General features: G+C 67.3%; 19 protein-coding genes. 12 read left to right on the top strand and 7 right to left on the bottom strand.

Annotated features, from left to right (window positions below; translation table 11 throughout):
* Positions 1-18 precede the first annotated feature (18 nt).
* On the top strand, positions 19-579 hold the full coding sequence (locus tag FEF15_RS01605; protein WP_163557349.1) for a flavin reductase family protein: 561 nt from the start codon (positions 19-21) through the stop codon (positions 577-579).
* A 25-nt stretch (positions 580-604) separates the two neighbouring features.
* Here FEF15_RS01605 and FEF15_RS01600 read toward each other — a convergent pair whose 3' ends face one another.
* Positions 605-1465 (bottom strand): LysR family transcriptional regulator, encoded by an 861-nt coding sequence (locus tag FEF15_RS01600; protein ID WP_163557348.1) that lies wholly within the window; start codon positions 1463-1465, stop codon positions 605-607.
* A 99-nt stretch (positions 1466-1564) separates the two neighbouring features.
* Between FEF15_RS01600 and FEF15_RS01595 the strand changes: the two genes are divergently transcribed.
* Positions 1565-2533 (top strand): permease, encoded by a 969-nt coding sequence (locus tag FEF15_RS01595; protein WP_163557347.1) that lies wholly within the window; start codon positions 1565-1567, stop codon positions 2531-2533.
* Positions 2534-2684: 151 nt separating this feature from the next.
* Entirely contained in the window at positions 2685-4238 is a 1554-nt protein-coding gene (locus FEF15_RS01590; RefSeq protein WP_240454043.1) for an alpha/beta fold hydrolase, read from the top strand.
* 87 nt (positions 4239-4325) lie between these two features.
* On the opposite strand, the gene FEF15_RS01585 is transcribed toward FEF15_RS01590, so the two are convergent.
* Together FEF15_RS01585 and FEF15_RS01580 are read right to left on the bottom strand one after the other, a co-directional pair.
* On the bottom strand, positions 4326-5195 hold the full coding sequence (locus FEF15_RS01585; RefSeq protein ID WP_163557346.1) for a class I SAM-dependent methyltransferase: 870 nt from the start codon (positions 5193-5195) through the stop codon (positions 4326-4328).
* Positions 5196-5349: 154 nt separating this feature from the next.
* Positions 5350-6243, bottom strand: a complete 894-nt coding sequence (locus tag FEF15_RS01580) for a helix-turn-helix transcriptional regulator (protein WP_163557345.1) — start codon at positions 6241-6243, stop codon at positions 5350-5352.
* Between the two features lie 259 nt (positions 6244-6502).
* Between FEF15_RS01580 and FEF15_RS01575 the strand changes: the two genes are divergently transcribed.
* The 3 genes from FEF15_RS01575 (at position 6503) to FEF15_RS01565 (ending at position 8842) form a co-directional block, all read left to right on the top strand.
* Positions 6503-7207, top strand: a complete 705-nt coding sequence (locus FEF15_RS01575; RefSeq protein ID WP_163557344.1) for an ABC transporter permease — start codon at positions 6503-6505, stop codon at positions 7205-7207.
* Positions 7208-7212: 5 nt separating this feature from the next.
* Positions 7213-7932 carry an ATP-binding cassette domain-containing protein gene (locus FEF15_RS01570; RefSeq protein WP_240454042.1) on the top strand — a complete coding sequence of 240 codons (720 nt, stop codon included), beginning with the start codon at positions 7213-7215 and terminating at the stop codon, positions 7930-7932.
* A gap of 106 nt (positions 7933-8038) precedes the next feature.
* Positions 8039-8842 (top strand): substrate-binding domain-containing protein, encoded by an 804-nt coding sequence (locus tag FEF15_RS01565; RefSeq protein ID WP_240454050.1) that lies wholly within the window; start codon positions 8039-8041, stop codon positions 8840-8842.
* Positions 8843-8860: 18 nt separating this feature from the next.
* Here FEF15_RS01565 and FEF15_RS01560 read toward each other — a convergent pair whose 3' ends face one another.
* Positions 8861-9823, bottom strand: coding sequence for a LysR family transcriptional regulator (locus FEF15_RS01560; protein ID WP_163557341.1), 963 nt, complete (start codon positions 9821-9823; stop codon positions 8861-8863).
* Positions 9824-9942: 119 nt separating this feature from the next.
* On the opposite strand from FEF15_RS01560, the gene FEF15_RS01555 reads away from it, so the two are divergent.
* The 6 genes from FEF15_RS01555 (at position 9943) to FEF15_RS01530 (ending at position 17966) form a co-directional block, all read left to right on the top strand.
* Positions 9943-10884: a sodium-dependent bicarbonate transport family permease gene (locus FEF15_RS01555; RefSeq protein ID WP_163557340.1), complete on the top strand. Its 942-nt coding sequence runs from the start codon at positions 9943-9945 to the stop codon at positions 10882-10884.
* Between the two features lie 168 nt (positions 10885-11052).
* Positions 11053-12222, top strand: coding sequence for an isovaleryl-CoA dehydrogenase (locus tag FEF15_RS01550; RefSeq protein ID WP_163557339.1), 1170 nt, complete (start codon positions 11053-11055; stop codon positions 12220-12222).
* 164 nt (positions 12223-12386) lie between these two features.
* Positions 12387-13994: a carboxyl transferase domain-containing protein gene (locus FEF15_RS01545; protein ID WP_163557338.1), complete on the top strand. Its 1608-nt coding sequence runs from the start codon at positions 12387-12389 to the stop codon at positions 13992-13994.
* A gap of 165 nt (positions 13995-14159) precedes the next feature.
* Positions 14160-15005, top strand: a complete 846-nt coding sequence (locus FEF15_RS01540) for an enoyl-CoA hydratase-related protein (protein ID WP_163557337.1) — start codon at positions 14160-14162, stop codon at positions 15003-15005.
* Positions 15002-17056: an acetyl/propionyl/methylcrotonyl-CoA carboxylase subunit alpha gene (locus FEF15_RS01535; protein WP_163557336.1), complete on the top strand. Its 2055-nt coding sequence runs from the start codon at positions 15002-15004 to the stop codon at positions 17054-17056. The genes FEF15_RS01540 and FEF15_RS01535 overlap by 4 nt, the downstream gene beginning before the upstream one ends.
* A 10-nt stretch (positions 17057-17066) precedes the next feature.
* Entirely contained in the window at positions 17067-17966 is a 900-nt protein-coding gene (locus FEF15_RS01530; protein ID WP_163557335.1) for a hydroxymethylglutaryl-CoA lyase, read from the top strand.
* A gap of 89 nt (positions 17967-18055) precedes the next feature.
* On the opposite strand, the gene FEF15_RS01525 is transcribed toward FEF15_RS01530, so the two are convergent.
* From FEF15_RS01525 to FEF15_RS01515, 3 genes are all read right to left on the bottom strand, one after another.
* Positions 18056-18433 carry a cupin domain-containing protein gene (locus tag FEF15_RS01525; RefSeq protein ID WP_163557334.1) on the bottom strand — a complete coding sequence of 126 codons (378 nt, stop codon included), beginning with the start codon at positions 18431-18433 and terminating at the stop codon, positions 18056-18058.
* Positions 18434-18757: 324 nt separating this feature from the next.
* Complete coding sequence (locus FEF15_RS01520) at positions 18758-18946, bottom strand: hypothetical protein (protein WP_163557333.1); 189 nt, start codon at positions 18944-18946, stop codon at positions 18758-18760.
* Between the two features lie 67 nt (positions 18947-19013).
* Positions 19014-19494, bottom strand: a 481-nt coding sequence (locus FEF15_RS01515) for a transposase (RefSeq protein WP_205598453.1), incomplete at its 5' end; no start/stop codon positions are given.

Below are 19494 nucleotides of genomic sequence, written 5' to 3'. Positions count from 1 at the left end.
CGAAGGGAGGCAAGCGACATGACGAACACCTCGCACAAGGTGGCATTCCCCGTCGAGAAGGCCCGTCGCTACCTGGAGCCGGGCCCCATCGTGCTGGTGTCGTCCTGCTGGCAGGGCGAGCGCAACGTCATGACGCTGGGCTGGCACACCGTCATGGCGTTCTCGCCCTCGTTGCTGGGCTGTGTCATCTCCGCCGGCAACCACAGCCATGAGCTGGTGCGCCGCAGCGGCGAGTGCGTGATCAACCTGCCCACTACCGAGCTGACCGACACCGTGATCGGCATCGGCAACAGCAGTGGCGCCGAGGTCGACAAGTTCGAACGCTTCGATCTCACTTCCGAACCCGCCGAGCAGGTGGCCGCTCCCCGGATCCGCGAGTGCCACGCCCACTTCGAATGTCGGCTCGTCGACGACAGCCTCGTGGAGCGCTACGACTTCTTCATCTGGGAGGTGGTATCGGCACAGGTGGCGCAGACGCCCGCCCATCCTCAGACCCTGCACTACACCGGCGACGGCGTGTTCATGGTCGCCGGTGAGGCGATCGACCGGCGCAGTCAGTTCCTGCCGGAGATGCTGTGACAGCTTGGCACCCTGAATTCAAGCGTCACTCCCCGAACCGGAAATGTCGCTGAATCAGGCGCACCATCGCACTGGCACCCGGAGCGTCGGGATTCACCTGCCGCAACATGAGGTGCGAGCCCGGCAGGCTCGGCAAGTGCAGCCAGTCGGGTACACGCTGCACGCCGGCTGGTAACGTGCTGCGACCGAGCACGCCAATGCCCAGGCCGGCCTGGATCGCCGCGGCCACGCCGGCAATGCTGTCACTGCTGTAGGCAATGCGCCATTCACGCCCGGCGACATTCACCTGATCGAGCGCCCACTGCCGCCACCAGCAGGCCTGATCGAAAAGCACCAGCGGCAGCGGGCCTGCCGGGGGCAGGTCCAGGGTCTCCGACATCACCCACCAGGTGGGGTCGTAACCCAGCGCTTCCCCGCTTTTGTGTTCTGCATCGGCCACCAGGATGCCCAGATCCAGCGTACCGCTATCGAGGGCGGTGTCGAGCCGCTCGCTGCTGGCACACTGCACGAACAATTCGACGTGGGGCTGGCTGCGCTGGAAGCGGCTCAGGAGTTCGGGCAGTTCGGTGCCGGAATACTCCTCGGGAAGGCCAATACGCAGGGGGCCGGCCGACGCCTCGGCCGTTTCGAACAGTTGGGTCGCATCGCGCATCGCTTCCGCCATTCGGCGGGCATGGGGCAGCAGTCGCTCGCCTGCCTCGGTGGGGACGACGCCACCCCGCTCCCGGCTCAACAGCGTGGCGCCCGTGGCGAATTCGAGCTGCTGGATCTGCATGCTGACCGCGGACTGGGTGCGGTGCATCCGCTGGGCGGCACCGGTGAAGCTGCGCGCTTCCACCACGGCCACGAACGCCACGAGCCAATCGCCGCGAAGGTGTACCGACATCAGAAATCCTGATACTGAAGATCAAATTAACTCGTTTTCCTTATTGTAGGGGGCGCGGCACCCTACGGCCATGGTCAGGCCGGTAGGGAGAACCACCTTTTGAACACAAAAGCTGCAATGCTCGGAGTGATCACCGCGACCCTGCTGGTCGCAGGGTCGCTGTGGCCGGAACCCCGTCTCGAGCTGGCATGGGGCGTGATCGTTGAATTGCTGCGCCTGCTGCCACTGATACTCATCGTGGCGGTGTTGGCAGGCTGGCTGGCCGCCAGCGAATTGGCCCAGCGATTCCGCGGGTGGCTGACCAGCCGGCCCGGCCGGGCCATCCTCACAGCCAGCCTGATCGGTGCGGTCACTCCGGTATGCGGCATCGCCAGCGTTCCCCTGGTGGCCGCGCTGTTACGCCAGGGCGTCCCCGTGGCGGCGGCCATGGCATTCTGGCTCTCCTCACCGATCACCGATCCCGGCATGCTGCTGCTGACGGCGGGCATCCTCGGCTGGCCCTTCGCCGCCGGCAAGTTGCTCGGCGCCTTTCTGCTCGGCATCGGTGCCGGCGCGGTCGTACAGGGCATCTGCCACTGGTCGCCGCAGACGCGCTGGGTACGCCAGGAGGCACTGGAGCAGGATGCGCCAGGCAGCAGCGATACCGGGTGCCGAGTGCACTTCCTGGCCGAGAGCACTGCCACTTTTTTGCTGGTCCTGCGCTGGCTGGCATTCGCACTGACCCTCGAGGCCCTCGTGCGATCACACCTGGGTGACGCGGGCTTCATCGCCATGGCAAGCGTGGAGGGTAGCTGGGCGGTGCCGCTGGCCGTCGCCATCGGTGGACCGCTCTACATCGAGGGCTATGCCGCCCTGCCCCTGCTGCGCAGTTTGATCGACATGGGCCTGACACCCGGTGCAGCGATGGCCTTTCTGATTTCCGGCGCGGCCATCAGCCTCTACTCGGCGCTCGCGGTGTGGAGCCTCGTGCGCCCGCTGATGTTCGTGCTTTACCTGGTGCTGGGAATCGCCGGTGCACTCGCTGCAGGCTGGATGACGGACCTGGCCGGCTTGATGGGAAGCGGCTGAGCAATGTCGACGGCGGGGTGGGCGAGATCATCCGACAACGGCTGTGAACCAGGTGATTCTTGACGTTGACCCATCGTTTGACGCCCTCACGCCCCAGCACTAGCTTGAATCGATACCGGTACACCACCAACAACAACCCATTGGTGCCCCCATGCGCTCCCTTCCCTCGCTGAACGGCATGCCCCGGGTGTGGCTTCTGCCCGGCGCCCTGCTGCTGATCCTGTCCGCCCTGTCACTTTCCGCCCAGGCGCAGTCGTCGGATGCCGATGAACTCCCGCGCCTCGAACCCGCTGAATGCGCCACCGAGACGCTCAGCGAACTGGATGCAGAGTGCTACACCTTCCACGGCGAGGAGAACTGGGACGCGCCCAGCGGCAACAGCATCGCCCTGCCCGTGGCGGTATTCCAGCCCGAACATGCCGAGAATGGCGACGTGCCGGTGTTCTTCTTCCCCGGCGGCCCCGGCTACTCGTCGCTCGACAACCGTGCGTACCTGGAGCAGCTGCTCAAGGACGTCGGCGAGCGCACCCTGGTGACCATGGATCACCGCGGTTTCATCCATGCCGAGCCGGCACTGGAGTGCCCCGACTACGCAGCCGTCTCGCCCTACCACAACATCATCCACACCCCGGCGATCACCGCCTCGCTCGATCCCATGGAACGGCTGGACGCCATCGCTCCGGTGGTCACGGCATGCTACGAGAAGCTCACCGACGAGGGCATCGATGTCACCCAGTACAACCAGCACAGCGTATCGCGCGATGTCGATGAGATCCGCCGCCTGCTCGACTACGACACCCTCGACGCCTTTGGCTCCTCCACCGGCAGCGGCACGGTGCTCTCTTTCATCCAGTACCATCCCGAGAGCGTGCGCGCGGCGATTCTCGGCTGGCCCTGGTTCGCCCACCTGCGCAACCGCCCACCGGTCGACGAGTTCTACACCGCCAAGCAGACCTTTACCGACGTGCTCGCGCGCTGCGTGGCCGACGAGCCGGCGTGCCGGGAGCTCCTGCCCGACTGGCTCCTGGCCATCGACCGTGCCCGCCGCACCCTGGACGGCCACCCCTACGTGGCCACCGTCGAGGAGAGCGACGGCAGCGAGGAGCGCCTCTACTTCGATGGCGCGGCCTTTCTCGACACCCTCTACCTGATGCTGCCCGTCGCCTACGCCGAGCTGCCGAGCCTGCTCGCCGATATCGAAGCGGGCGACTACTCACGCCTGCACGACTTCTTCCTGCTCGATGACTACAACCCCGAGCCGTCGGCACCCAACTATGCGCTGGGCTACTTCCTGTCGCATGTGTGCGGCGACATGGGCAGCAACCGCCCCACGCCGACGGACTCCACCGCCGCCGTCCAGCGCGAACCCGCGGTGCTCGGCTTCGAGCCACCGTGGCTGTGCGCCTGGTGGGGCGAAGACGGCGACGTGCCCGCCGAGCATAACGATCCGCCTCAAACCGAGACGCCGGCACTGGCCATCCACGGCCAGATGGACCCCTGCTGCGGCACGCGCTGGAGCGAGCACGTCCGCCCCGGCATGCCCAACCTGCAGTTCGTCGAGTACCAGGCCCTCGGCCACAGCCCAGTCAACGAGTGCCGCTCGACCATGATCGACGCCTTCCTGGCCGACCCCTACGCCGAGGTCGATGACAGCTGCAAAAACGAAGTCGCCCTCGAGCCTTGGGTGATCGAGCCACCGAAGTGATCGACCCTCGACATAGCACGGCCCGCCAGTTGGCTGGCGGGCCGTCTCTCCTGACCACTGCTGAAGGTCCGCTCGAGCGGGACGAACTCAGCCTTCCGGCTTGCGGGCGGTGATGGTCCAGGAGCTCGAGCCCATGACGATCTTGCCCTCCTGCTCATAGGGAGCCAGCACATCGCGCAGCGCTGCCTCGATCTCCGGGCGCTGCCGCTCCGCCTCGTCCCCAGCCTCGCGGAACACTTCTCCCGCCGGCCCCAGGGCGAGTTGGAAGCCCATGGCGTCCTCCACCGAGTCGCCGACCTCTACGGGGCCGTCGTTGCGCTCGAAGTCGATGTCCGTGAAGCCGGCGATCTCCAACTGCTGGGTGACCACGTCCGGATTGGCCATGGAGAAGGGGCCGGGGCCGCAGGTGCGAGCGTCCTCTCCGGGAGGCGGCAGGAAGTCGAGCACCACCTGCTTGGGTAGCCCCAGCCAGGGGTTGTCCTCGATGTCGCGCCAAACGATGAACATCAGCTCGCCGCCCGGCTTGAGCGCCTTGTGGATGTTGCGCATGGCGACGACGGGATGTTCGAAAAACATCATGCCAAAGCGCGAGAAACACAGGTCGTAGCGTGGCTCGAAGGGGTAGCGCTCCACATCGGCAGCGATGAAACGCACATTGCCCAGCCCGTTCTGCACGGCGCGGTAGCGGGCGTCGTCGAGAAATTGCTCGACACAGTCCAGACCCAGCACCTGCCCTTGCGGGCCGGTCTTGTACGCCAACTGAATGGCGGTATCGCCCCAGCCACAGCCCACGTCGAGGATTTTCGCGCCAGGCGCCACCTCGAGCCTCTCCAGGGGGACCCGGCTGTGGTAGCTCAGGCCGTTCATCAGGATCTCCTGGTAGCGGTCGAACTTCTCGGCCAGGGTGTCATTCCAGAAAGCCACGTATTCACTGACTTGTTGGTCGGTTGTACTCATGGCGGTGCCTCCAAGTGCCATGTCAGGGGGGCGCCGCCGGCACTGCCCACGACGCCGCAGACAGGTCCCCGGCCCGGCTCACAGGCCGGGTGACGATGTCACTATCAGTTCTAGCAGTTCCGGCACTGTCGTGCGGAAGCTATTCGGAAGCCGCTCAGGCGTTATAAGTGACGGCGCCCAGCTCGCTGACGTCATAGCCACCCAGCGCCGCCGCCTGATCACGGAAGCGCGCCTCGCGGGCGAACGCCAGCAGGCGCTGAACCGGCGGTTCGAAATAACTGCGCCGGCGCAAGGCGAGATCGAAACGCTCCTCGTGAAGGGGCAAGAAGGCCAGGCCGTGACGCCGCGCGGCGGCCTCGACGCCGAGGCCGACGTCTGCCGTGCCCTGGCGAATCGCCAGCGCCAGGTCGTCCTCGGAAAGCGCCGGGTGTGCAGCCCAGGCCAGCGCCTCCGGCGCCAGCCCCGCTTCGGCCAGCAGGAAATGCAGCAGCCGCTCGGCCCCCGCCCCCGGCTGACGGCGCGCCACCACCAGGTCGCCTCTAGCGAGATCGGGCAACGCGACCACCCCGGCGGGATTGCCTGGCGGCAGCAACAGGCCCTGACGGCGCCTTGCCCAATGCACGACCACCAGATCACGCATGCCGGACAGCCCCAGCGCCTCGGGCGCGTTGTAGCGGCCGCTTCCCGGGTCCAGCAGGTGCAGGCCGGCCAGCATCGCCTCGCCACCCAGCAGTCGCTGCACGCCATCGCCGCTGCCATGGCAGAGCAGTGCCAGACCGGCATCGCTCTCGCGCACCGCCCATTCGAGCAGCGGGTCCTGGCTGCCGGCCAGCACCCTGGGCACGGGGCGCTGGCTCGGCTGGTCACCTTCCAGGTGGTTCATCAGCCACAGGTCGATGCTGTGGCGCGGAAAGAGCAGCTTGCCGGTCACCTTGGTGCAGGGAATCTGCCCCTGGCGCACCAGGTCGTAGACCTTGCGCTCCTTGAGGCGCAGGTAATCGGCCACTTCCGTCGTGGTCAGGTAAGCGTGTGGCGTGGACACGGTCATGGCGCTCGCGGCTCCGCACTATCCTGTCTATGACTGCATGAATTTCAGCATAGCGTGCAGCCAACGCTTTTTCTGCACATGATGCCAGTCAGCACAGAATAAGAACCAAGGCTATTGCAGATAGTGTGGGAGGGAGCTTCAGCTCGCGAAGCAGCGCGTAGCGCTGCCAAGGCGGCAGGCGCCTGGCGCCGCCTTCGTCGAGGCGTTGAACCGCCGGAGAGCAGGTCTCCCACAAAGCCTTTTCACATACCGGGTGACCATGACCGCCAGCGACAACCCCTTTACCACCGCCCTGGCCCTGATCCTGGGGCTGGACGATACCCTGATCAGCATCGTCGCCCTCTCCCTGCAGGTGTCGCTCACCGCCGTGCTGATCGCCGCCCTGCTCGCCCTGCCGCTGGGGGCCGCCCTGGCCCTGTGGCGCTTCCCCGGACGCAGCGCCATCATCGTCGTGCTCAACGCCTTCATGGGACTGCCGCCGGTGGTGGCCGGTCTCACCGTCTACCTGCTGCTGTCGCGTGCCGGGCCGCTGGGGCAGTTCGGCCTGCTGTTCACGCCATCCGCCATGGTGGTGGCTCAGGTGCTGCTGATCCTGCCGATCATCGCGGCGCTGACCCGCCAGCAGGTGGAGGAACTGCACGGCGAGTACCGCGAGCAGCTGCAGTCCCTCGGGCTGTCGCGACGGCGCATGATGCCGACCCTGCTGTGGGACGCGCGCTTCGGCCTGCTCACGGTAATCCTCGCCGGCTTCGGCCGCGCCAGCGCCGAGGTGGGCGCGGTGATGATCGTCGGCGGCAACATCGATGGCGTCACCCGGGTGATGACCACCGCCATCGTGCTCGAGACCAGCAAGGGCGACCTGCCACTGGCGCTGGGACTCGGCATCGTCCTGCTCGGCCTGGTCACCCTGATCAATGCCGGCGCCTATGTGATGGGCGAGACGGCACGGAGGCGACTGGGATGAACGACATGCCGCGAACCCTGCCCACCGTCTCGGCGCCGGCGCTGGCCCTCGAGGCGGCGGGCGTCGTGCATCGTGGCCAGACCCTGCTGAACCCGCTGACGCTAACGCTCGACGGCTGTCGGCGGATTCTGGTTATGGGCCCCAACGGCGCCGGCAAGAGTCTGCTGCTGCGCCTCGCCCACGGCCTGCTTTCGCCCAGCAGCGGGCGGGTGCGCTGGCAGGGCAGACCGCCGCGCCAGGCCATGGTCTTCCAGCGCCCGGTGCTGCTACGCCGCTCGGCCCTGGACAACCTCACCTACGCCCTGGCCGTCAACGACATCCCTTGGCGATCGCGCAAGCCACTGGCGCGCCAGGCACTGGCACGCTTTGGTCTGGCGCCCCTGGAAAAGCGCCCGGCTCGGGTGCTCTCCGGCGGCGAGCAGCAGCGTCTGGCGCTGGCTCGCGCCTGGCTGCTCGAACCGGAGGTGCTCTTCCTCGACGAGCCCACTGCCGCTCTGGACCCGGCCTCGATGCGCGCCGTGGAGGAAGCGGTGTGCGACTTCCACGCCCTGGGCACGCGCGTCGTGATGACCACCCACGACCTTCATCAGGCCCGCCGCCTGGCCGATGAGGTGGTGCTGCTCCACGAGGGAAGCCTGGTCGAACACAGCACTGCTGAACGCTTCTTCACGGCGCCGGCCTCGTCGACGACTCGCGCTTTCCTCGCGGGCGAGCTGGTCTGGTAGGCCGGCCCTCCCTGCCGCTTCGGCGGGGCGAGGCCACCGCCACTCAGTGCACCAGAAGGAAGACAGCATGCAGAAAGCCGGACTCACCCTGGCCGCACTCGGCCTGATGGGACTCTCGCTTGGCGCCACGGCCCAGGACGAGGCGCGCTTCATCACCCTCGCCTCCACCACCTCTACCGAAAACTCGGGGCTCTTCGATGCCATCATTCCACTGTTCACCGAGGCCACCGACATCGAGGTCCGCGTCGTCGCCGTGGGCACCGGCCAGGCCTTCGAGATCGCCCGGCGCGGCGACGCCGACAGCCTGCTAGTGCACGACACGGCCGGCGAGGAGCGCTTCGTCGCCGAGGGCTACGGCACCGAGCGCGCCAACGTGATGTACAACGATTTCGTGGTCATCGGCCCCGGCGACGACCCGGCCGGCATCGCAGACGCCGGGACGGTCGAGGCGGCCTTCTCGCGGATTGCCGAGACCGAGGCGCCCTTCGCCTCGCGCGGCGACGACAGCGGCACCAACCGCGCCGAGCTGCGCCTCTGGGAGGCGGCCGGCGTGGAGCCCGGCGGCGAGTGGTACCGCGAGCTGGGCAGCGGCATGGGCCCCACGCTCAACACCGCCGCCGGCATGGACGCCTACGTGATGGCCGACCGCGCCACCTGGGTCGCCTTCGACAACCGCCAGAACCTCGCGCTGCTCTTCGAGGGTGACGAGGCGCTCTTCAACCAGTACGGCAGCGTGCTGATCGACCCCGAACGCCACCCGCACCTCAAGCACGACCTCGTCGAGCAGTGGCACGACTGGCTGCTCTCCGACGCGGGCCAGCAGGCCATTGCCGATTTCGAGGTGAAGGGGCAACAGCTGTTCTTTCCCAATGCACGCGCCGAAGCCGGCGACGCGCCCAACGCCGAGTGACCCGTCAGCGGGGGCCGTTCAGGCCCCCGCCTCGCCCAGCCCCGCCAGCAGGCCATCGATCTCGTTGCACAGAAAGCGCGGCTCGACGCACTCGGCAAGGTGCCCTTCGGCAAATCGCAGAAAGCCCAGCGCCGCGTGCGACAAGCGTCGGTCGCGACGTACGATGAACTGCCAATGGCTCTCGATGGGCAGCCCCGCCACCGGCAGGATCACCAGATCGGGATGCTCCGGCGGCAGCACGTGTTCGGAGAGCACGGCCAGCCCCAGGCCCGCAGCCACCCCCACGCGAATCGCCTCGTTGCTGGCCATCTGCAGCGTCGCCCCCAGCGACAACCCTTGCTCCTGGAGCCAGCTCTCGAAGAGCATGCGCGTCGCCGAGCCAGGCTCGCGCAGCAGGAAGCGCTCGCCCAGCAGTTCACGCATCGTCACCCGCTCGCGATCGGCCAGGGCATGCCCGTGCGGCGCAACCGCCACCAAGGGGTTTCGCAGAAAGCGCCCGGCCACGGCATGGGCCAGCGAGGGCGGGTGGCTGAACACGTAGAGGTCGTCGTCCTGGCGCTCGAAGCGGGTCAGCATCTGGCGGCGATTGCCGATATGCACCGTCACGTCCACCTCCGGATGCGCCTGGCTGAAGGGGCCGAGCAGGCGCGGCAGCACGTACTGCGCGGTGTTGACCAGGGCGATGGAGAAGCGCCCACGTTCACCGCCGCGCAGCGCCGTCAGGTAGTCGTCGAAGTCGGCAAAGCGCCCCAGAACCTCGCGACTGGCGCGGTAGAGCTCGCTGCCCGCCTCGGTGGGCACCAGCCGCCCGTGACGACTCTCGAGAAGCGGCTCGCCCACCGCCTCAGCGAGGCGCTTCAACTGCTGCGAGACGGTGGGCTGGGTGAGGTGCAGCAGACGCGCCGCCTCGCTCATGGAGCCGCTGCGCACCACGGCCACGTAGACCTGCAGCAGGCGAAAGGTGAGATGGCGAATGTTCATGGTCGGCGCTCCAGGCACTACATAGAGAATCATCTATTACCAGATACCATAAAGCTAATTGGTATCAATATCAGCATCTCCCCACAATGCGCGGCGTTCCCCCTGCGCGAGATTCCCCAATGCCCGATATCGTGGTGATGTTCTTCCTGCTCGGCCTGCTGGCCGGGATAGTGAAGTCCGACCTGACCATACCCAAGGCCGCCTATGACACCCTGAGCCTGCTGCTGATGCTGACCATCGGCCTCAAGGGCGGCATGGCACTCTACGGCAATCTCGGCTGGTCGCTGGTGCCGGAACTCGCCGCCGTGGCGGCGCTCGGCGCGCTGATCCCCCTGGCGCTGATGCCGATCCTGCGCCGTGTGGTGCGACTCTCCGCCGCCGACAGCGCCAGCCTCGCCGCTCACTACGGCTCGGTGAGCGCCGGCACCTTCGCCGTGGCCCTGGCGTTTGCCGAAGGGCGCGGCCTGCCCATCGGCGCCGAGGTCACCCTCTATCTCGTCATGATGGAGCTGCCGGCGATCATGGTGGCCATCGCCCTCTACCGCCGCTACCGGGGCGCCCAGTCCCGCGAGGCCATGAGCGGCCTGTGGCACGAGACCCTGACCAACCGCGGCGTCATCCTGCTCGCCGGCGGCGTGGTGATCGGCGCCATGTACGGCCCGGCCCAGGGCGCCAACGTCACCGACCTGCTCACCGGCGCCTTCCACGCCGTGCTGGCTCTCTTCCTGCTGGAGATGGGCCTGACAGCCGCCGAAACCCTGCGTCCGCTGCCCTGGCGGCACTGGCGCCTGCTCGCCTTCGCCCTGCTCGCCCCGCCCGCTCTGTCCCTGGCCGGACTCGCCGTGGGTCTTGCCCTGGGCCTGCCCACCGGGTCGCTGTTGATCCTGACGGCGCTCGCCGCCAGTGCCTCCTATATCGCCGCCCCGGCCGCCATGCGAACCGCCATTCCCGAGGCCAACATCGGCCTGGCGATGCTCGCTTCGCTCGGTTTCACCTTCCCCCTCAACGTGATAGTGGGCATTCCACTCTACCACCAGCTCGTGCAGTGGCTGGCCGGCTAACATCCCGACGCGAGCCAGCTTCACCGGCGCTGGCTCGCGGTTTCCCTTCCGTTATTCCACCCAGCTTCGACATTCGTCGCACACCGCAAGGCTGCACTTTACGTTAACGTCAACCTGACCTAGTCTTGTGGCATCGACCACTGACGTGACAACCCACGGAGTCCCGCCATGCTTACGCCGTACAAGCCCCTCGATTTCGGCCTCGACGAAACCCTGGACATGCTGCGCGACCAGGTGAACGCCTTCGCCCGCGACGAGATCGCCCCGCGCGCCGCCGAGATCGACGAGAAGAACGAGTTTCCCAACGACCTGTGGCGGAAGTTCGGCGACATGGGCCTGCTCGGCATCACCGTGCCGGACGAGGACGGTGGCAGCGGCATGGGGTATCTGGCGCACTGCATCGCCATGGAGGAGATCTCCCGGGCCAGCGCCTCGGTGGGCCTCTCCTACGGCGCGCACTCCAACCTCTGCGTCAACCAGCTCAAGATCAACGCCAGTGCCGAGCAGAAGGCCAAGTACCTGCCCAAGCTGATCAGCGGCGAGCACGTCGGCGCGCTGGCCATGTCGGAGCCGGGCGCCGGCTCCGACGTGGTCTCCATGAAGCTGCGCGCGCGTCGCGAAGGCGACCACTACGTGCTCAACGGCAACAAGATGTGGATCACCAACGGCCCGGAGGCCGATGTCCTCGTGGTCTACGCCAAGACCGACCCCGACGCCGGCTCAAAGGGCATCACCGCCTTCATCATCGAGAAGGGCATGGCCGGTTTTTCCACCGCCCAGAAGCTCGACAAGCTGGGCATGCGTGGCTCCAACACCTGCGAGCTGGTGTTCGAAGATTGCGAGGTCCCGGTCGAGAACGTGCTGGGCGAAGAGAACCGCGGCGTCAAGGTGCTGATGAGCGGCCTGGATTACGAGCGCACCGTGCTCGCCGCCGGCCCCATCGGCATCATGCAGGCCGCCCTTGACGTGGTCGTGCCCTACGTCCACGAGCGCAAGCAGTTCGATCAGCCCATCGGCGAGTTCCAGCTGGTGCAGGGCAAGATCGCCGACATGTACACCACGCTGAACGCCTGCCGCGCCTACCTCTACAGCGTCGCTGCCGCCTGCGACCGCGGCCAGACCTCGCGCAAGGACGCCGCCGGCGTGATCCTCTACTGCGCCGAGAAGGCCACCCAGGTGGCGCTGGACGCCATCCAGCTGCTCGGCGGTAACGGCTACATCAACGAGTACCCCACCGGGCGGCTGCTGCGCGACGCCAAGCTCTACGAGATCGGCGCCGGGACGAGCGAAATTCGCCGCATGTTGATCGGTCGCGAGATTTTTAACGAATCCGCTTAACAGCGCCTGTGGGAGGGCGATTTAGCGCCGGTTCGACGCCTCGACGAAGGCGCCGTCAGGCGCCCCGATTACCGGCCGCCGCTACGCGGCGGTTCGCCCGGCAGAGCCGGCCTCCCACAACGGCACTACTCCAGCGTTGGTATACGAGACTTCAAGGATCTTCCATGAGCATCCTGCAAACCCAGATCAATCCGCGCAGCGACGGTTTCCAGGCCAACGAGGCGGCCATGCGCGCCGAGGTCGGCAAGCTGCGCGAGCTGACCGCGGCGATCAGCCAGGGCGGCGGCGAGAAGGCCCGTGCGCGCCACGAGTCGCGCGGCAAGCTGTTCGTGCGCGACCGCATCGACCACCTGATCGACGAGGGCTCGCCCTTCCTCGAGTTCTCGGCGCTGGCCGCCCACGCGGTCTACGAGAGCGAGGTGCCCGCCGCCGGCGTGGTCACCGGCATCGGCCGCGTGTCGGGCGTGGAGTGCGTGATCGTCGCCAACGACGCCACCGTCAAGGGCGGCACCTACTACCCCCTCACGGTGAAGAAGCACCTCCGCGCCCAGGAGATCGCCCGCAAGCACCGCCTGCCGTGCATTTATCTCGTCGACTCCGGCGGCGCCTTCCTGCCTCGCCAGGATGAGGTCTTCCCCGACCGCGACCACTTCGGGCGCATCTTCTACAACCAGGCCACGCTCTCCGCCGAGGGCATCCCGCAGATCGCCGTGGTGATGGGCTCGTGCACCGCCGGCGGCGCCTACGTGCCGGCCATGGCCGACGAGTCGATCATCGTCAAGGAGCAGGGCACCATCTTCCTGGGCGGCCCGCCGCTGGTGAAGGCCGCCACCGGCGAGAGCATCAGCGCCGAGGACCTGGGCGGCGCCGACGTGCATACCAAGAAGAGCGGCGTGGCCGACCACTACGCCGAGAACGACGCCCACGCCCTGCAGCTGGCCCGCGCCTGCGTGTCACGGCTCAACTGGCAGAAGCGCGGCGAGCTCGCCATGCAGGCGCCCAAGCCCCCGCGCCTCGACCCCAGCGAGCTCTACGGCATCGTCGGCACCGACTTGAAGAAGCCCTTCGAGGTGCGCGAGGTGATCGCGCGCATCGTCGACGACTCCGACTTCGACGAGTTCAAGCGCTACTACGGCGACACCCTGGTCACCGGCTTCGCCCACATCCACGGCTACCCGGTGGGCATCGTCGCCAACAACGGCGTGCTGTTCTCCGAATCCGCGGTAAAGGGCGCGCACTTCATCGAGCTGTGCGCCCAGCGCAAGATCCCGCTGATCTTCCTGCAGAACATCACCGGCTTCATGGTCGGCTCCAAGTACGAGCACGAAGGCATCGCCAAGCACGGCGCCAAGCTCGTCACCGCCGTGGCCTGCGCCAAGGTGCCCAAGTTCACCGTGCTGATCGGTGGCAGCTTCGGCGCCGGCAACTACGGCATGTGCGGCCGCGCCTACGACCCCAACCTGCTGTTCATGTGGCCCAACGCGCGCATCTCGGTGATGGGTGGCGAGCAGGCCGCCGGCGTGCTGGCCCAGGTCAAGCGCGAGCAGTACGAGCGCGAGGGCCGCGAGTGGTCACCCGCGGAGGAAGAGGCCTTCAAGCAGCCGACCCGCGAGCAGTACGAGCACCAGGGTCACCCCTACTACGCCAGCGCCCGGCTGTGGGACGACGGCGTGATCGACCCGGCCCAGACCCGCGACGTGCTCGGCCTCTCGCTTGCCGCGGCCATGAACGCCGAGGTGGAAGACACGAAGTTCGGCGTATTCCGGATGTAGGAATGGACCACCAAAGGTTTGCCTGTGGGAGGCCGGCTTTGCCGGCGGTTCGACGCCTCGACGAATGGCGCCGTCAGGCGCCTTGGCGGACCCCGCCTACGCTGGCATCTACCGCTATCGCGAGCTAAAGCTCCCTCCCACAGCGCCTGAAAAAGAGATTTCGTTATGGCAACTAGCAACGCCTTCTCAAGACTCGAGATCGACGCGCGCGGCATCGCCTGGCTGACGCTGGATCGCCCGGCGGTCCACAACGCCTTCGACGACAGCCTGATCGCCGAGCTCAACGCCCATCTCGACACGCTCCACGACGCCGCCGGCCACGGCGAGGTGCGCGCCGTGGTGCTGGGCTCGGAGGGCAAGAGCTTCTCCGCCGGGGCCGATCTCGGCTGGATGAAGCGCATGGTCGAGTACGATGTCGAGGGCAACCTGGCCGACTCGCGCAAGCTCGCCCAGCTGATGCACGGCCTGGACACCCTGCCCTGCTCCACCGTGTGCCGCGTGCAGGGGGCCGCCTTCGGCGGCGCCGTGGGCCTGGCCGCCTGCTGCGACATCGTGATCGCCTCCGAGAAGGCCAAGTTCTGCCTCTCCGAGGTCAAGATCGGCCTCTCCCCGGCGGTGATCAGCCCCTACGTGCAGCGCGCCCTGGGCGAGCGCCAGACGCGTCGCTACGCGCTCACCGCCGAGGTCATGGACGCCCACACCGCCTGGACCCTGGGGCTGGTGCACCAGGTGGTCGAGCACGAGGTGCTGGACGCCGCGGTGATCGCCATGCTCCACACCCTGCTGGCCGGCTCGCCCCAGGCCCAGCGCGCCACCAAGGCCCTGCTCGCCGAGGTCGCCCGCGCGCCCGACAGCCAGGCCACCCGCGAGCACACCTGCCGGGTGATCGCGGAACTGCGCGTCAGCGCCGAAGGCCAGGAGGGGCTGACCAGCTTCTTCGAGAAGCGCCGCCCGGCCTGGACCCCCGCCCCCGACGACGACACGACTTCCGCCACGGAGCGCCGCTCATGAGCCACTCCCCCGCTACCCGCACCACCCCGTTCGACACCCTGCTGGTCGCCAACCGCGGCGAGATCGCCTGCCGGGTGATGCGCACCGCGCGCGCCATGGGCCTGCGCACCGTGGCCGTCTACTCCGACGCCGATGCCAATGCCCGCCACGTGCGCGAGGCCGACGAGGCCGTGCGCCTGGGCCCCGCCGCGGCGCGCGAGAGCTACCTCAACGTCGCCGCGGTGGTGGAAGCCGCCAAGCGCACCGGCGCCGGCGCCATTCACCCCGGCTACGGCTTTCTCTCCGAGAACGGCGCCTTCGTCGAGGCGCTGGACGCCGCCGGCATCACCTTCGTCGGCCCGCCCGCCTCGGCCATCGCCGCCATGGGCGACAAGTCCGCCGCCAAGGCGCGCATGGCCAACGCCGGCGTGCCGCTGGTGCCGGGCTACCACGGCGACGACCAGGACGACGCCCTGCTGCGCCGCGAGGCCGACACGATTGGCTACCCGGTGCTGCTCAAGGCGAGCGCCGGCGGCGGCGGCAAGGGCATGCGCGTGGTGGAGAGCGGCGAGCAGTTCCAGGCCGCGCTGGACGGCTGCCGCCGCGAGTCCCAGGCCGCCTTCGGCGATCAGCGCATGCTGATCGAGAAGTACCTGACCCAGCCGCGCCACGTCGAAGTGCAGGTGTTCTGCGACCGCCACGGCAACGGCGTCTACCTCTTCGAGCGCGACTGCTCCGTGCAGCGCCGCCACCAGAAGGTGCTCGAGGAGGCCCCCGCCCCGGGCATGACGCCAGAGCTGCGCCGCGACATGGGCGAGGCCGCGGTGCGCGCCGCCAAGGAGATCGGCTACGTGGGCGCCGGCACCGTCGAGTTCCTGCTGGATGCGGACGGGTCGTTCTTCTTCATGGAGATGAACACCCGCCTGCAGGTGGAGCACCCCGTCACCGAGATGATCACCGGCCAGGACCTGGTCGAGTGGCAGCTGCGCGTGGCCATGGGCGAGGCCCTGCCGCTGGCGCAGGAGGCGCTGACCATCACCGGCCACAGCTTCGAGGCGCGCCTGTATGCCGAGGACCCCGAGCAGGACTTCCTGCCCGCCACCGGCACGCTCACGCGCTTCGCCATGGACCTGGAAGGTGCCGGGCTCGACCCTGAGCGGGTGCGCCTGGACAGCGGCGTGGCGACCAATGATGCCGTCTCGATGCACTACGACCCCATGCTCGCCAAGCTGATCGTCCACGGTGACGACCGCGAGCAGGCGCTGGCCACCCTCAACCGCGCCCTGGCCGCACTGGACGTGCAGGGCGTGGTCACCAACCGCGCCTTCCTGCAGCGCCTGGCCACCCACCCGGCGTTCAAGGCCGTGGAGCTCGATACCCGCTTCATCGAGAAGAACGAGGCGACGCTCTTCGCCCCGCGCCAGTATCGCATCGAGGAGTACGCCGGCGCGGCGCTGGTGGGCCTCAATCAGCTGGCCCGCGAGTGCGAGAGCGACTCGCCCTGGGACCGTCACGACGGCTTCCGCCTCAACGCCCCGCACACCATCCGCATCGCCCTGTGCGATCCGGCGCATGCCCAGGATGACGACGACAGCGAGGCCGTGGTGGTGGTCGAAGGCCGGCGCGAGCGCGGTACCGATACCGGCTGGCAGCTGACCATTCGTGGCGAGACGCTCACCGCCAGCCTCCAGCCCCTGACCGGCGACGCCGTGGCGGTGACGCTGAACGGCCACCGCCGCCGCCTGCAGGCGCGCCGCGACGGCAACGTGGTGGTGATGGTCGATCCCAGCGGCGAGACGCGCCTGTTCTGGCGCCGCATCGACGCCATCGACCACGGCCACCACGAGGCGGAATCGACCCTCACCGCGCCCATGCACGGCACCGTGGTCGCCCTGCTGGTGGACACCGGCCAGAAGGTGGAGAAAGGCATGCCGCTGATGGTCATGGAAGCCATGAAGATGGAACACACCATGACCGCCCCCGCCGACGGCCACGTGGCGAGCTTCCACTTCCAGGCCGGCGAGACGGTGGGCCAGGGCGACGTGCTGCTCGAATTCGTCCCCGAGGAATAAGGAGACCGACATGGCATTTCCCAAGCGCGTGCGCCTGGTCGAGGTCGGCCCCCGAGACGGGCTGCAGAACGAACCCAACCCGATCGACACGGCCACCAAACTGGAGCTGATCGACCGCCTGGGCGCGGCTGGCCTCAGCTACATCGAGGCGGCCAGCTTCGTCTCGCCCAAGTGGGTGCCGCAGATGGCCGACCACCGCGAGGTGATGACCGGGCTCACCCGCCGCGACGGCGTCACCTACGCGGCGCTGACCCCCAACCTCAAGGGGCTGGAAGGCGCGCTGGAATGCGGCGTGGAAGAAGTCGCGGTGTTCGGTGCGGCCAGCGAGGCCTTCTCGCAAAAGAACATCAACTGCTCGGTGAGTGAATCGCTCGAGCGCTTCGCCCCGGTGCTCGAGCGCGCCCGCGAGGCCAAGGTGCGCGTGCGCGGCTACGTCTCCTGCGTGCTCGGCTGCCCCTACGAAGGCGAGATCGCCCCCGCCAAGGTCGCCGAGGTCTCGAAGGCGCTCTATGAGATGGGCTGTTACGAGGTGTCCCTCGGCGACACCATCGGCGTGGGCACCCCGCTCAAGGCCAAGCGCATGCTCGAGGCCGTGAGCCGGGAGATCCCCATGGACAAGCTCGCCGCCCACTTCCACGACACCTACGGCCAGGCGCTCGCCAACCTCTACGCCGTGCTGGAAGAAGGCATCGCGGTGGTCGACAGCTCCGTGGCCGGCCTGGGCGGCTGCCCCTACGCCAAGGGCGCCTCCGGCAACGTGGCCAGCGAAGACGTGGTCTACCTGCTCGACGGCCTGGGTATCGAGACCGGCATCGACCTCGACACGCTCGCCGCCACCGGCACCTGGATCACCCAGGCCATCGGGCGGCCCAACCGCTCCAAGGTGGGCGTGGCGCTGGCGGCCAAGTAATCAGGCAGCTGAAACGACAAGCCCCCGAGCCAGGCAGCTGGCTCGGGGGCTTGGTGGGTTTGCTCGCCGACTTTTCAGACAAAGCCTGATCAAGCCGAATCTCTGTCCCACACTATATTGTTCTTGGACCTATCGAAATAAGGGGCAAACACGGAAAGCGCTGCGAAACGTTGCCCTTCTTCAAGGATCGGACCGTGGAGTGTATCCTGCGGAATGTACACCAGATCTCCCTGACTCACTCGCTTCACTTCGTCACCGACCCTGAAGTCAACATCTCCATCAATGATGACGAGTATCTCATCATGGTGTGTCTGCGTATGCAGTGCATTGCCACTGTCACGGACGATGCCGACATTCGCCGTCAAATGCCTTCCATCAAAAACGAAAACCCGTTGTATCGGATCGTTTTTTGTCGACTCATCGGTTGCGAGCGACTCAACTATCTGATTGAGGTTTTGAAAGTACATCACTTCAGCTTCCTCCTTTGACTGTTGCCAGGACGCCTAACGCTGAAGCTAAGCCGCAGGCCGAAAGCCGCCACGCGACGTTCGGACGGTCGGCTCCAGTGGTGGGATGGCCCCTCCCGCCCTCCTCTCGGCATCGAGGTACCATGCGGGCAGGCCGCGAAGAACGGGATGGGTCCACACAAATCAGTATGACCGTTGCGGTGGATTTGGCCACAAGCGTTTTCGAGCTGGCCGTAGCCAAGGACATGCCCAGGGGCAAGCTCGCCGAGCACCGGCACCTGGATCACCCAGGCCATCGGACGGCCGCCAGGCCGGATCCCAAGCTCAGGCCGGCAGGCTGGCCTCGTCGAGCAACCATTCTCGAAACTGTCCGGCAATGGGCCGCTCCAGGTTGGCGCCGGCGCTAACCACGTAGTACGCCTGGTCGCAGTTGAGCGGCCTGTCGGCGGCGACCACCAGCTTTCCGGCCTCGGCAGTCTCCTCGTGGTGGTCAGCGGTGGGTTGTGTCTCCATCTGAGGGGGCGTCGGTTGAGAAGTCCGGCCTTGCGCTTGAGTTATTGTCAATTCTGGTGGATGGCGGTCAGGCCGCATTCCTGTCTGACTGATCGGTTACCTGCTCTCCATCCTGGAACTTGACGTTGCTGACGACCAGCTCCAGTTTCTGGAAATGCTTGATGCGCCTCCAGCGCTTCTGAGCGCTCTGAAGCAGCTTGAAGACCATCGCCAGGGTCGTCGCCCGGGAACCGCAGTTCCGGCTGCGCTTACTCCGTAGCCGGACCGTGGCGAAGGTCGACTCGATCGGATTGGTGGTGCGGATATGCACCCAATGCTCTGCCGGGTAGTCGTAGAACGCCAGCAACTCGTCCCGATCCTTCGCCAGGCACGCCATCGCCTTGGGGTACTTGGCCTCGAAGCGCTTCAGCGTGCGATCAAAGGCCTTGTGCGCATCACAGCGGGTCTCGGCCATCCAGATGTCATGGAGGTCGGCCTTGACCTTGGGTTGTACCGACTTTGGCAGCTTGTTCAGCACGTTAGCAATGGGATGGAGTCCTCCCCACCCT

It is taken from the genome of Halomonas sp. NO4, from assembly GCF_010994375.1.
GTDB lineage: Bacteria > Pseudomonadota > Gammaproteobacteria > Pseudomonadales > Halomonadaceae > Halomonas.
Note: the sequence above shows the minus strand (reverse complement) of the source record. Positions and strands in the feature narration are given on the sequence as shown.

What these genes read in the sequence shown, in the direction of transcription:
- FEF15_RS01605 (WP_163557349.1), top strand. Translation starts at nt 19, where the DNA reads ATGACGAACACCTCGCACAAGGTGGCATTCCCCGTCGAGAAGGCCCGT.
- FEF15_RS01600 (WP_163557348.1), bottom strand. Translation starts at nt 1,465, where the DNA reads ATGTCGGTACACCTTCGCGGCGATTGGCTCGTGGCGTTCGTGGCCGTG.
- FEF15_RS01555 (WP_163557340.1), top strand. Translation starts at nt 9,943, where the DNA reads ATGCCCGATATCGTGGTGATGTTCTTCCTGCTCGGCCTGCTGGCCGGG.
- FEF15_RS01565 (WP_240454050.1), top strand. Translation starts at nt 8,039, where the DNA reads ATGGGACTCTCGCTTGGCGCCACGGCCCAGGACGAGGCGCGCTTCATC.
- FEF15_RS01530 (WP_163557335.1), top strand. Translation starts at nt 17,067, where the DNA reads ATGGCATTTCCCAAGCGCGTGCGCCTGGTCGAGGTCGGCCCCCGAGAC.
- FEF15_RS01525 (WP_163557334.1), bottom strand. Translation starts at nt 18,433, where the DNA reads ATGTACTTTCAAAACCTCAATCAGATAGTTGAGTCGCTCGCAACCGAT.
- FEF15_RS01545 (WP_163557338.1), top strand. Translation starts at nt 12,387, where the DNA reads ATGAGCATCCTGCAAACCCAGATCAATCCGCGCAGCGACGGTTTCCAG.
- FEF15_RS01560 (WP_163557341.1), bottom strand. Translation starts at nt 9,823, where the DNA reads ATGAACATTCGCCATCTCACCTTTCGCCTGCTGCAGGTCTACGTGGCC.
- FEF15_RS01540 (WP_163557337.1), top strand. Translation starts at nt 14,160, where the DNA reads ATGGCAACTAGCAACGCCTTCTCAAGACTCGAGATCGACGCGCGCGGC.
- FEF15_RS01535 (WP_163557336.1), top strand. Translation starts at nt 15,002, where the DNA reads ATGAGCCACTCCCCCGCTACCCGCACCACCCCGTTCGACACCCTGCTG.
- FEF15_RS01520 (WP_163557333.1), bottom strand. Translation starts at nt 18,946, where the DNA reads ATGGAGACACAACCCACCGCTGACCACCACGAGGAGACTGCCGAGGCC.
- FEF15_RS01580 (WP_163557345.1), bottom strand. Translation starts at nt 6,243, where the DNA reads ATGACCGTGTCCACGCCACACGCTTACCTGACCACGACGGAAGTGGCC.
- FEF15_RS01590 (WP_240454043.1), top strand. Translation starts at nt 2,685, where the DNA reads ATGCGCTCCCTTCCCTCGCTGAACGGCATGCCCCGGGTGTGGCTTCTG.
- FEF15_RS01575 (WP_163557344.1), top strand. Translation starts at nt 6,503, where the DNA reads ATGACCGCCAGCGACAACCCCTTTACCACCGCCCTGGCCCTGATCCTG.
- FEF15_RS01570 (WP_240454042.1), top strand. Translation starts at nt 7,213, where the DNA reads ATGCCGCGAACCCTGCCCACCGTCTCGGCGCCGGCGCTGGCCCTCGAG.
- FEF15_RS01585 (WP_163557346.1), bottom strand. Translation starts at nt 5,195, where the DNA reads ATGAGTACAACCGACCAACAAGTCAGTGAATACGTGGCTTTCTGGAAT.
- FEF15_RS01550 (WP_163557339.1), top strand. Translation starts at nt 11,053, where the DNA reads ATGCTTACGCCGTACAAGCCCCTCGATTTCGGCCTCGACGAAACCCTG.